The 12320-nt window shown below is 53.3% G+C and carries 13 protein-coding genes; 10 read left to right on the top strand and 3 right to left on the bottom strand.

The genetic code is table 11. The features are described from left to right. The first annotated feature begins 50 nt into the window (after positions 1-50). On the top strand, positions 51-1085 hold the full coding sequence (locus GE278_07410) for an SDR family NAD(P)-dependent oxidoreductase (protein ID QLK60597.1): 1035 nt from the start codon (positions 51-53) through the stop codon (positions 1083-1085). Positions 1086-1103: 18 nt separating this feature from the next. Here GE278_07410 and GE278_07405 read toward each other — a convergent pair whose 3' ends face one another. Both GE278_07405 and GE278_07400 read right to left on the bottom strand, forming a co-directional pair. Next, positions 1104-1952, bottom strand: coding sequence for an N-acetylmuramoyl-L-alanine amidase (locus GE278_07405; protein QLK60596.1), 849 nt, complete (start codon positions 1950-1952; stop codon positions 1104-1106). Beyond that, on the bottom strand, positions 1949-2275 hold the full coding sequence (locus GE278_07400; GenBank protein QLK60595.1) for a heavy metal-binding domain-containing protein: 327 nt from the start codon (positions 2273-2275) through the stop codon (positions 1949-1951). Before GE278_07400 ends, GE278_07405 begins: the two co-directional genes overlap by 4 nt. A gap of 177 nt (positions 2276-2452) precedes the next feature. Between GE278_07400 and GE278_07395 the strand changes: the two genes are divergently transcribed. From GE278_07395 to sanA, 9 genes are all read left to right on the top strand, one after another. Beyond that, on the top strand, positions 2453-3034 hold the full coding sequence (locus GE278_07395) for a lipoprotein (GenBank protein QLK60594.1): 582 nt from the start codon (positions 2453-2455) through the stop codon (positions 3032-3034). Positions 3035-3254: 220 nt separating this feature from the next. After that, the gene (gene artP / locus GE278_07390) at positions 3255-3983 is read left to right on the top strand and encodes an arginine ABC transporter ATP-binding protein ArtP (GenBank protein QLK63234.1); all 729 of its coding nucleotides are present in this window, start codon (positions 3255-3257) and stop codon (positions 3981-3983) included. 48 nt (positions 3984-4031) lie between these two features. Further along, on the top strand, positions 4032-4763 hold the full coding sequence (locus GE278_07385; protein ID QLK60593.1) for an arginine ABC transporter substrate-binding protein: 732 nt from the start codon (positions 4032-4034) through the stop codon (positions 4761-4763). A 12-nt stretch (positions 4764-4775) separates the two neighbouring features. After that, positions 4776-5492 carry an arginine ABC transporter permease ArtQ gene (gene artQ, locus GE278_07380; protein ID QLK60592.1) on the top strand — a complete coding sequence of 239 codons (717 nt, stop codon included), beginning with the start codon at positions 4776-4778 and terminating at the stop codon, positions 5490-5492. Next, complete coding sequence (artM, locus tag GE278_07375) at positions 5492-6160, top strand: arginine ABC transporter permease ArtM (GenBank protein QLK60591.1); 669 nt, start codon at positions 5492-5494, stop codon at positions 6158-6160. The genes artQ and artM overlap by 1 nt, the downstream gene beginning before the upstream one ends. A gap of 236 nt (positions 6161-6396) precedes the next feature. Continuing rightward, a complete protein-coding gene (locus GE278_07370) occupies positions 6397-7131 on the top strand; it encodes an arginine ABC transporter substrate-binding protein (protein QLK60590.1) in 735 nt (244 codons plus the stop codon). Positions 7132-7303: 172 nt separating this feature from the next. Continuing rightward, positions 7304-8188: a cytidine deaminase gene (cdd, locus tag GE278_07365; GenBank protein ID QLK60589.1), complete on the top strand. Its 885-nt coding sequence runs from the start codon at positions 7304-7306 to the stop codon at positions 8186-8188. A gap of 169 nt (positions 8189-8357) precedes the next feature. Next, entirely contained in the window at positions 8358-10055 is a 1698-nt protein-coding gene (gene maeA / locus GE278_07360) for an oxaloacetate-decarboxylating malate dehydrogenase (protein QLK60588.1), read from the top strand. A gap of 217 nt (positions 10056-10272) precedes the next feature. Then, positions 10273-11196 carry an outer membrane permeability protein SanA gene (sanA, locus tag GE278_07355; GenBank protein QLK60587.1) on the top strand — a complete coding sequence of 308 codons (924 nt, stop codon included), beginning with the start codon at positions 10273-10275 and terminating at the stop codon, positions 11194-11196. Positions 11197-11301: 105 nt separating this feature from the next. Here sanA and mglC read toward each other — a convergent pair whose 3' ends face one another. Next, positions 11302-12312: a galactose/methyl galactoside ABC transporter permease MglC gene (gene mglC / locus GE278_07350; GenBank protein ID QLK60586.1), complete on the bottom strand. Its 1011-nt coding sequence runs from the start codon at positions 12310-12312 to the stop codon at positions 11302-11304. Between the last annotated feature and the right edge of the window lie 8 nt (positions 12313-12320).

Raw genomic sequence — 12320 nt, 5'->3', positions numbered from 1 at the left:
CCCGAAGCGAACGACAATTTTTCTCTGTTTATGAAGGCATTGGCCTGTTTATGAGAGTTTTGGTTACCGGCGCCAGCAGCGGTCTTGGGCGTAACGCGGTTGAGTTTCTGCGAAATAAAGGCATCAGCGTCAGGGCGACAGGTCGCAATGCAGCGATGGGCTCCCTTTTGCAGAAAATCGGCGCGGAATTTATTCATGCCGATCTCACCACGCTGGTCTCATCGCAGGCAAAAGCCCTGCTCGCGGATATCGACACCGTCTGGCATTGTTCGGGGCTGATGTCGCCGTGGGGCAGTGAAAAGGAATTCGAACTGGCTAACGTCCGCGCCACGCGGCGTCTGGGAGAATGGTCGGCGGCCTACGGTGTCGAAAACTTCGTTCATATTTCGTCACCGGCAATCTACTTCGATTTCCATCATCACCGCGACATTCAGGAAGACTTCCGCCCTCACCGCTTCGCGAACTCCTTCGCCCGCAGCAAAGCCGCCGGTGAACAGGTGATCCACACGCTGGCAATGTCTAATCCGCAAACCCATTTCACCATTTTACGCCCGCAGGGGATTTTTGGCCCGCACGACAACGTACTGCTGCCGCGCCTGCTGCAAATGCTGAAATACGGCGGCACGCTGATGCTGCCGCGCGGCGGTGAAGCGCTGGTCGATATGACCTATGTCGAGAACGCCGTTCATGCCATGTGGCTGGCGACGCAGACTGACACCACGGAATCAGGTCGCGCCTTCAATATCACCAACCAGCAGCCGCGACCGCTGCGCACTATGGTGCAGCAGCTGATGGAGCAGTTGGAGATCAAATACCGCATCCGTTCGGTGCCTTATCCGGTGCTGGATATGATGGCGCGCGGCATGGAGCGGATGAGCAAAAGCTCGCACAAAGAGCCGGTACTGACCCATTACAGCGTGGCGAAGCTGAATTTCGACCTCACGCTCGATACACAGCGCGCGCAGAAAGAACTGGGCTATCTGCCGGTAATTTCGCTCGATCAGGGGATTATCCGCACCGCCGACTGGCTGCGCGATCACGGTAAACTTCAGGGCCTGCACGGTATCGGCCCAAAACGCGACTGACCCCGCGGGCCAGCCGGGTTAACTCTTACGGTCCGGAAACTGCTGCAACAACGCATGCACAATCGCTTCGGTTTGTGCATCGGCATTCCCACGGTAATCACTCTGCCTGAAATGCATCTGGAACGCCGCGATGACCCGGCGTTGCTGCTGCGGCGTCATACTCTCCGTCACCGTATACCCATACTCTTTCAGCAAAGCAAGAAGCTGCGCCTGGTCTACTGGCTGCTGCGGATTTCTTCCCGCCAGATTCGCCTGCACACGCGACGCGTCCGGCCATGCGCCAATGCCGCGCTCTGCCAGCTGCTGCCATGGGAACAGTGGTCCCGGATCGTCTTTGCGTTGCGGTGCGATGTCGCTGTGCCCGATCACGTTACGCGGTTCAATCTGATATCGCGCCACGATCTCTTTGCTGAGACTGGCCAGCAGGTCAATCTGCGCCTGCGGGAATGGATAAAATTTCTTGCCCAGCAGATGCATGCTGTAGCCCTGATTTTCCAGTTCGATGCCAACGGATGTGTCATTTAAGTTGGTACGTCCGCGCCAGCCGCTGGCACCTGCGTGCCATGCGCGCATATCCTCCGGTACCAGTTGCCAGGCCACCGGTTTGCCCTGTTCGAGTGGCGGTTTAGCAGGGATCAGGTAATGCGCGCTGACATGTTCATCCGTAAGTGTATTTAATGCATTATGGAAATCTTCGGCAGTGTAGTGAATCACCAGAAAGCGGATCCTCTGATCCGCGCCCTGTGCCTGCCGGGTGGTTTCCAACCGGAATGGCACGTTTTCAGCAGGCTGGCTTACGCCCTGACATCCCGCCAGCATCAGCAACAGCGCCGCGCAGAGGCCGCTTTTAAGGCCGTGGCACGTCATTTACGATGCACGATCACAGCGGTGCCGGAGATGCTGACCATCAGCATGCTGGCATTTTTACCGACGGTTTCGTAATCGATATCCACGCCCACCACCGCATTGGCACCCCGCTCTTTGGCCTGTTCTTCCAGCTCACTGAAGGCGATTTCACGGGCTTTGCGCAGCTCTTTCTCATAGGCGCCCGAGCGTCCGCCCACGATGTCGCGCACACCGGCGAAGAAATCACGAAAAATATTGGCACCTAAAATCGCCTCGCCGGTTACCACGCCGCAGTATTCAGCGATGACAAAACCTTCGAGCGTCGGGGTTGTTGTAATTTGCATGAGTATTCCTTATCAGTTCTCGTCCGGGGTTCATAGAAAAGCGCCTGAACAGCATAAAGTATGCGCAGGGAAAAAACGTATCATTTTCTCTTTGCCATGCATTAAGCCAAATCGCTTTTATACTGTATGGTAAAGAAAGTCATGGTGAAAACGTTCAATCTTTCAGTAAGGAATACAATGAAAAAGAAAATTCTTGCCGCCGCCCTCCCTTTGGCATTGATGCTCAGTGCCTGTACCACGGTCGAACCTGCGTATAAGGATATCGGCAGTCGCACGGCACCGTGCATCGATGGCGGCCCGGACAGCGTTGCCCAGCAGTTTTATGACTTTCGCATCAAGCAAGGTGGTAGCGGTTTACCGAACTCCAGCCAGCTCGCCGCGTATCGCCCTTATCTGAGCACCGGTTTGTATGACGCGTTGTTGAAAGCGCAATCCCAGCCGAAAGTCGATATCGCCGCGTCTCCTAACGAGAAAGCTGGCGTCGGCTCCGGCGATGGCGACGTATTCTCCAGCCTGTTTGACGGCCCAACGTCTGCGTCTGTCGACAGTGCATCAACCATTCCCAACACCGATGCCCGCAATATTCCGCTGCGCGTAACCTTTACCCATGACAAAGAGAAAGGCGCATCCACAACGTGGAAAGATGAAGTGCTGATGGTGCGTGAAGGCAAATGCTGGACCGTCGATGACGTCCGTTATATGGCAGATCTGGATTTCGCCTCCAGCGGCACGCTGCGCCAGGTTTTGGAAAATCAGTAACCGGTTAGTTTCCTGAAAAAACCTTAAAAAAGCGTATGCATAATGTTGGTTGATGATGAATAACGTCATTGACCAACATCTGCGTCACAGTGATGCAACAATATCTTGTGCTACACTTTGGCATTCCTGCGGCGACAGATAATTTTTAAGCCGCGATCGTTGCATAACTATGCTGTGGAAGTTACCATCTGCGGCATCAATGGCTATTCACTATTTGCGCATGAGTATTCAACTTAATAGCATCAACTGCTTCTACGGCGTGCATCAGGCGCTTTTTGACATCCAGCTCAACTGCCCCGCCGGTGAAACTCTGGTTTTACTCGGGCCAAGTGGTGCAGGCAAAAGCTCCCTGTTACGTGTTCTGAACCTGCTGGAAATGCCGCGTTCAGGCACATTGCAAATCGCCGGTAACACCTTCGATTTCACCCGTAAACCGGATGAAAAAGCGGTCCGCGAACTGCGTCAGAACGTCGGAATGGTCTTCCAGCAATATAATCTGTGGCCACACCGCACCGTGCTCGACAACTTACTGGAAGCCCCGATGCGTGTATTGGGTCTGACAAAAGATGTCGCGATGGAGCGTGCCAAAAAATTGCTGACCCGTCTGCGTCTGACTGACTACGCCGATCGATTCCCTCTGCACCTTTCCGGTGGTCAGCAACAACGTGTGGCGATTGCCCGCGCTCTGATGATGGAACCTCAGGTTTTGCTGTTTGATGAACCGACGGCAGCCCTGGATCCGGAAATTACCGCCCAGATCGTCAGCATCATCAAAGAACTGGCAGGTACCGGGATCACACAAGTTATCGTGACCCACGAAGTGGAAGTAGCGCGTAAAACCGCCAGCCGCGTGGTGTACATGGAAAATGGACGCATCGTGGAGCAAGGCGACGCCTCTGTTTTCACACAGCCGCAAACCAAAGAGTTTGCCAGCTACCTGTCCCATTAATTTATTTGTCTATAAAACCATCAATTGATGTTTTCTACGGAGTTAGCGATGAAAAAATTAGTAATTGCCGCGGTTCTGGCTACCGTCAGTTTGTCAGCCAGCGCTGCTGATACCATCCGTTTCGCGATGGAAGCGTCTTATCCTCCGTTTGAGTTTGTAGATTCCAAGAACCAGATCCAGGGTTTTGATGTCGATCTGGCCAACGCCATGTGTAAAGAGATGCAGGCTACCTGTACCTTCACTAACCAGGCGTTTGACAGCCTGATCCCCAGCCTGAAGTTCCGTCGTTTTGACGCCGTGATCTCCGGTATGGACATCACCCCTGAACGTGAAAAACAAGTCGCGTTCACCAACGCGTATTACGACAACTCCGCGCTGTTCATCGCGCACTCCGGTAAATTCACTGACGTTGCGTCGCTGAAAGGCAAACGCGTCGGGATGCAAAACGGCACCACCCATCAGAAATACCTGATGGATAAGCATCCGGAAATCACCGCTGTGCCTTATGACAGCTATCAGAATGCTGTTCTGGATCTGAAAAATGGTCGTCTGGATGCCGTGTTCGGTGATACCGCCGTGGTCAACGAATGGCTGAAGCAGAATAAAAACCTTGCCGCTGTAGGTGACAAAATCACCGACCCGACCTACTTCGGTACCGGTCTGGGCGTCGCAGTTCGTCAGAACAATACTGAATTGCTGACGAAACTCAATGATGCACTGGCGAAAGTAAAAGCTGACGGCACTTACAAGACGCTGTATTCAAAATGGTTCCAGCAATAAGTTTGCCTATCAATGAATGAATTCCAACCTTTAGCAAGCGCCGCCGGGATGACCGTCGGCCTTGCCGTATGCGCGCTGATCCTCGGCCTCGTTCTGGCGATGATTTTCGCTGTCTGGGAATCCGCGCCGTGGAAGCCGCTAAGCTGGCTGGGCACTGCGTGGGTCACCGTGCTGCGCGGCCTGCCGGAAATTCTGGTAGTGCTGTTCATCTATTTCGGATCTTCGCAGCTGCTGATGGTGCTGGCCGACGGCTTTAACATCAACCTCGGGCTGTTTGCCATCCCCGTTAAGTTGCCTATCGAAAACTTCGAAGTCAGCCCGTTCGTCTGTGGTGTGATCGCCCTGTCCTTGCTCTATTCCGCCTATGCCTCGCAGACGCTGCGCGGCGCGCTGAAAGCGGTGCCGCAGGGCCAGTGGGAATCCGGTCAGGTGTTAGGGATGAAAAAGGCGGCGATTTTCTTCCGCCTGATCATGCCGCAAATGTGGCGTCACGCGCTGCCGGGCCTGAGCAATCAGTGGCTGGTGCTGCTCAAAGACACCGCGCTGGTCTCGCTTATCAGCGTTAACGACCTGATGCTGCAAACCAAAAGTATCGCGACCCGTACTCAGGAGCCGTTTACCTGGTATGTGATTGCCGCCTGCATTTATCTGCTTGTCACCCTGTTCAGCCAGTTCGTTATCAAACGTATCGAGCTGCGTACCACCCGCTTTGAACGGAGTGCTTCCTGATGTGGGAATATTTACCTGAAGTCCTGAAAGGATTGCACACCAGCCTGACGCTGACCGTGGTCGCACTGGTGGTTGCACTGGTGCTGGCGATGCTGTTCACCGTGATCCTTACGCTGAAACTGCCGGTCATCAGCCAGATAGTGAAAGGCTATATCACGCTGTTCACCGGTACGCCGCTGCTGGTACAAATCTTTCTGATTTACTACGGTCCGGGGCAATTTCCCTCGATCCGTGAAATCCCGTGGTTGTGGGAAGTCCTGTCGCAGCCGTGGCTGTGCGCGATGTTTGCGCTGGCGCTGAACAGCGCAGCCTATACCACGCAGCTGTTTACCGGTGCGGTGCGGGCGATCCCTTCCGGCCAGTGGCAATCCTGTGAAGCACTGGGCATGTCGAAACCGCAAACCCTGCGTATTCTGCTGCCCTACGCCTTTAAGCGCGCACTGTCTTCCTATTCCAACGAGGTAGTATTAGTCTTCAAAAGTACCTCGCTGGCCTACACCATTACTCTGATGGACGTAATGGGCCACAGCCAGCTGATGTATGGCCGGACCTATGACGTGATGGTGTTTGGTGCCGCTGGCCTGGTGTATCTGTGCGTCAACGGATTGCTGACTTTGATGATGCGGCTGATAGAGCGCCATGCGCTGGCGTTCGAACGCCGCAACTGATTACAAGACTTGCGGACTCCAGACAGGAAGGGACGAGAAATCGTCCCTTTTTTTATGTCCGCGGGTCACGCGCCCATTCTATTATATAATTTTTTAATCAATTTTATTGCATATAAATTCATTTAATGGCATTTTACTTGACAGGTTTCGCTTCCTGCCAGTGACCCGATTATATTAATAAAATCAGTAAACTGAACCATGAAGGGAATGTTAATTTTTGAACAGGAATGTATTGCATGAAAAAGCTGATCCTCGCTGCTATTTTATCTGCCTCTGCTTTTGCCGCCAACGCTGCGGACACGATTCGTTTCGGAACCTCTGCCACTTATCCTCCGTTTGAATCGATGGATGCCAACAACCAGATCGTCGGGTTCGATATCGATCTGGCCAACGCCGTGTGTAAGCAAATGCAGGAAACCTGTACCTTCACCAATCAGCCATTCGATGGACTGATCCCGGCACTCAAATTCCGCCGTTTTGACGTGATCATTTCCGGCATGGATATCACCGAAGAGCGCAGCAAACAGGTCACTTTCACTCAGCCGTACTATGCCAATACCGCCATGATCATCGGGCCGAAAGGCAAGTTCTCATCAATGGCTGACCTGAAAGGTAAACGCGTGGGTCTGGAAAACGGTACTACTCACCAGAAATACCTGATGGAAAAACATCCTGAGATCACAACAGTGGGTTATGACAGCTATCAGAATGCGATTCTGGATCTGAAAAGTGGTCGTCTGGACGGATTGCTTGGCGATACAGCCGTGCTAAATGGCTGGTTGAAATCCAACCCGAACCTGGGTGAGATCGGTGAACTGATTAAAGATCCTCAATACTTCGGCACCGGCGTTGGCATGGCGGTGCGTCCAGAGAACAAAGAGCTGCTGGCGAAACTGAACGCCGCTCTGGAAGGGATCAAAGCCAACGGTGAATTTAAGAAAATTAATGATAAGTGGTTCCCTGCTCATTAATTCCATAAATAACGTTGGGAAAGCCGTCTGCCAGGGCGGCTTTTCTGCGTAACATCTCTCAAATTTGTAACGTGAATACCTGCATTTCATTAAAATAGTGACACTCATCACACTTAGTTCACGAAATGACTTCTACACTGTTAAACCGTAACTACTTCGAGATCGAATGTTTATGCACGCACGTTTTCACACCGCCTTTGCGGCACTCCCTGAAAATCTGTCCTCCGCCCTTGAGCCGTTTCTGCGACATGATGACTTCCCGGCAATGCTCACTGCGGCAGACGTTGCGCAAGTTAAACAGGCGACCGGACTCGATGACGATGCGCTGGCCTTTGCGCTGTTACCTCTCGCCGCCGCCTGCTCCGTCACCCCAATTTCACATTTCCACGTGGGTGCAATTGCGCGCGGGACATCTGGCAACCTGTATTTCGGTGCCAATATGGAATTCGCCGGTGCGCCGATGCAGCAAACCGTTCACGCCGAACAGTCCGCCGTCACACACGCCTGGCTGCGTGGCGAAACCCGCCTGGCTTCCATCACCGTTAACTACACGCCGTGTGGTCATTGCCGTCAGTTTATGAACGAGCTGACCAGCGGCACTGAGCTGGATATCCATCTGCCGGATCGCGACGTTGCCACACTTGGTGATTACCTGCCGCACTCTTTCGGTCCGAAAGATTTAGATATCACCACCCTTCTGATGGATAAGGTCGATCACGGCTATCAGCTCGATAACGCTGATGCCCTGACGTTGCTGGCGTTGGATGCCTGCAATCAGAGCCACGCGCCGTACAGTAAGTCTTACAGCGGTGTCGCGCTGGAAACACACAGCGGCAAGCAGTTCGCCGGACGTTATGCCGAAAACGCCGCATTCAACCCAAGCCTGCCCCCCCTGCAAGCCGCACTGATCCTGCTGAACATGTCCGGTGAAGATTGCCTGAAAGTGCGCCGCGCAGTACTGGTCGAGAATACCGGCGCTCTGCTTACACAAAACGATGCCACCCGTGCGACGCTTAAAGCGATTGGCTGCGAAGAAGTGAAAACCGTGACCTGCTGAATCACCGGCGTTGCGTGATCCAGATAACACTAAAGACTCCGTTCGCGGAGTTTTTAGTTACATAACATTGTCATTACATTTGTAATTTGAATTCGTCTTTTCCTCTCTGTTACCCTCATGTCTCTAAAAAATAAAAAACACCATTCTGAGCCCCCGGAAGAGTAAAATCATGGAACTTGAATACGAAAGCAAACGTCCGCTGTATATCCCGCATGCCGGCCCTATCCTGTTAGAATTCCCTTTACTCAATAAAGGCAGCGCGTTCACCGAAGAAGAGCGCAGTAACTTCAACCTTCATGGCCTGCTGCCTGAGGCCGTTGAAACGATTGAAGAACAGGCCGATCGCGCCTATCGCCAGTTCCAAAATTTCAAAACCGACATCGATAAGCACATCTATCTGCGCAATATTCAGGACACCAACGAGACGCTGTTTTACCGTCTGCTGGACAGTCATCTGAGTGAAATGATGCCGGTGATTTACACCCCGACCGTCGGCGAGGCCTGCGAGCATTTCTCTGATATTTACCGCCGCGCCCGTGGCCTGTTTATCTCCTACCCGAACCGCGCGCACATCGACGATATGTTGCAGAACGCCACAAAACAGCATGTGAAAGTAGTCGTGGTGACTGACGGAGAGCGTATTTTAGGCCTTGGCGATCAGGGCATTGGTGGCATGGGTATTCCTATTGGTAAGCTTTCGCTGTACACCGCTTGTGGCGGCATCAGCCCGGCGTATACCCTTCCGGTGGTGCTCGATGCCGGGACCAACAACCCGCAACTGCTTAATGACCCGCTCTACATGGGCTGGCGTCATCCGCGTATTACCGGCGAAGAGTACGACGCATTCGTCGATCAGTTCATTCAGGCGGTGAAAATTCGCTGGCCAAACGTGCTGTTACAGTTCGAAGATTTCGCACAAAAAAATGCAATGCCGATCCTCACCCGCTATCGCGATGAGCTGTGCTGCTTCAACGACGATATTCAGGGCACGGCGTCCGTGGCGCTGGGCAGTCTGATTGCCGCCAGTAAAGCCGCAGGGGGCAAGCTGAGCGATCAGACTGTCGCCTTCCTCGGTGCCGGTTCCGCCGGTTGCGGTATCGCCGAGCAAATCGTCGCGCAAATGAAATCCGAAGGTCTGAGTGAAGAAGAAGCTCGCGGACGCGTCTTTATGGTCGATCGCTTCGGTCTGCTGACCGACAAACTGCCAAACCTGCTGGATTTCCAAAGCAAGCTGACTCAAAAAAGCAGCGCGCTGGCTCACTGGGATCTGGCAAACGACAGCATTTCTCTGCTGGATGTGGTCCGTCACGCTAAGCCAACCGTGCTGATCGGCGTATCCGGCCAGCCGGGTCTGTTCACCGAAGAGATCATCCGCGAGATGCACAAGCACTGTGCGCGACCGGTAGTCATGCCACTGAGCAACCCGACTTCACGTGTTGAAGCTACGCCTGCGGATATCCTGAACTGGACCGACGGCGCCGCGCTGGTCGCCACCGGCAGCCCGTTCTCGCCGGTCAGTCTCAAAGGCAAGCTGTACCCTATCGCGCAGTGTAATAACTCTTTCATCTTCCCGGGGATTGGCCTCGGCGTGATTGCCTCCGGTGCCACACGCGTCACCGACGGAATGCTGATGGCCGCCAGCCGCACGCTGGCAGAATGTTCGCCGCTGGCAACCGAAGGCACAGGTTCATTGCTGCCGGACGTCGATGATATACAAGGGGTGTCAAAATGCATCGCGATGGAAGTCGCCAAGGCTGCGCAGCTGCAGGGTGTGGCGATGGTAACGTCGGAAGATACTTTGTCGAAAGCTATCGAACACAACTTCTGGGCACCGCAATACCGGACGTATAAACGCACGTCATTCTGATGTAAACAAAGACGGGCTATGATCCAGACCAATGCATTATGCATTGGTCTTTTTTTGGCGAAAAATGCAGCCCGCTACGCATTTAGGTAAGTAATTCCATGAAAAGTGCTGAAAAAACCCGCGAAGGCCGGTGATGCAGAGTTCAACGTATTGCGTCACCCTGACAGGTAAAGTAGCCTTGGATCCGATTTCCATCCGGTCATAAACAGGGACACCTATGATTAAGCGAATTATAGCTGGCGTTACCGGCATCGTTATTCTGATGCTGGCAGTCGCTATTGGGCTTGATCAGTGGATCAGTTTGCGCACGCAGCCATACATCTACGACGAAGTGCAATCGCTGCCACACCGTCAGGTCGGCGTGGTGCTGGGCACCTCAAAATATTACCGCACCGGCGTCATCAATCAGTATTACCTCTACAGGATCCAGGGCGCGATCAACGCCTACAATAGCGGCAAAGTGAAATATCTGCTGTTAAGCGGCGACAACGCGCAGCAAAGTTACAATGAACCCAGCACCATGCGACGCGATCTTATCGCAGCCGGTATTCCTGCCAGCGACATCGTGCTCGACTACGCCGGTTTCCGCACCCTCGATTCGATCGTGCGCACCCGTAAAGTTTTCGACACTAACGATTTCATCATTATCACCCAGCGTTTCCACTGCGAGCGCGCGCTGTTTATTGCGTTGCATATGGGTATTCAGGCGCAGTGTTTCGCCGTGCCATCGCCAAAGAACATGCTCAGCGTTCGCAGCCGTGAAATCTTCGCTCGCCTCGGTGCGCTGACGGATCTCTATTTGCTCAAACGCGAGCCGCGCTTCCTGGGTCCGCTGATCCCTATCCCGGCCATCCACAACGTTCCCGATGATGCTCAGGGCTACCCTGCTGTCACTCCGGAGCAGGTGCTGGCGTTACAACAACAACTTGAAGCCGAAAAGAAAGCCGCAGAAGCCAAAGCGGCGGCTGATAAAGCCGCAGCAGAAAAGGCCGCTGCCGATAAAGCCGCAGCTGACGAAGCCGCCAGAGTGAAGGCAGAACAGGAAGCCAGTGACGCAGCGCAGGATGAAACAAAAGATGTTGAACCGACGGCAAAACCTCAGCCAGTGAAGCCGGTGGGCAAAAATCCGTTCCAGCAGTGATAGGTTTTACTCCCTCCCCTTCGTAGGCAAGGGAGTAAAATCCAGTCCTTCTTCTCAAACGCAAAAAGGCCGCATAAGCGGCCTTTTCTTTCACTACCTAAAAACTTATTTCTTCTTAGCGTATTTCAAAGAGTCCAGCGCCACCGCGAAGATGATGATGCTCCCCTTGATAATGTACTGCCAGTACGGGTTAACACCGATGTAGGTCAGGCCGTAGTTGATGACGGTAAAGATAAGCACACCGGTCACCACGCCTGCCACAGAGCCCACACCGCCGGCGAAGGACACGCCGCCGACCACACAGGCCGCGATAGCATCTAACTCGTACATAAAGCCGAGGTTGTTGGTCGCACTGCCTATACGCCCTGCTTCCAGCAAACCACCGAACGCGTAGAACACACCGGACAACGCATAAATCATGATCAGGTTTAACGGCACGTTAACGCCTGACACTTTTGCTGCTTCCGGGTTGCCGCCGATGGCGAAGATGTTTTTACCGAAGCGGGTTTTATTCCACAGCACCCAGACGAAGGCGATAGCAATAACGGCGTAGAAGGTGATGTAGGAAAGCTTCAGGCCGCCCAGGTGGATAAAGCCCTGTGCAAACTGCGAGAAGCCCGGATCAAAACCGGCGACCGGCGATGAACCCACATAGTCGTAATACAGGGAGTTAATCCCGTAAACGATAATCATCGTACCCAGCGTGGTAATAAAAGGGGTGACGTTCAGATAGGCAATAATAATACCGTTGAGTAAACCAATCAGTGCGCCAACGATACACACGGTCAGAATAACCAGCGGGATCGGCACAACTTCCAGATTCGGGAACACCTTGTTCACGTTGTCCATCGCCTGCAGCATGGTAGCCGCGACAACCGCGGCCAGACCAACCTGACGTCCGGCTGACAGGTCAGTCCCCTGCGTGACAATCAGACCCGCGACGCCCAGTGCAATAATAACGCGCACTGAGGATTGAGTCAGAATGTTACTTAAGTTAACCAGACTGAGGAAGCTGGGATCCTGGATAATAATAATTGCCAGTAATACCAGCAACACCACATAAATCCCGCCCTCTTTTAAATAAGTGAGCAAACTTTTCTTATTTAATGCTTTCATAATAAGAA

Source organism: Enterobacteriaceae bacterium Kacie_13 (assembly GCA_013457415.1).
Lineage (GTDB): Bacteria > Pseudomonadota > Gammaproteobacteria > Enterobacterales > Enterobacteriaceae > Rahnella.
The sequence above is the reverse complement of the archived record's forward strand: the minus strand, read 5'-3'. Positions and strand labels throughout refer to the sequence as shown.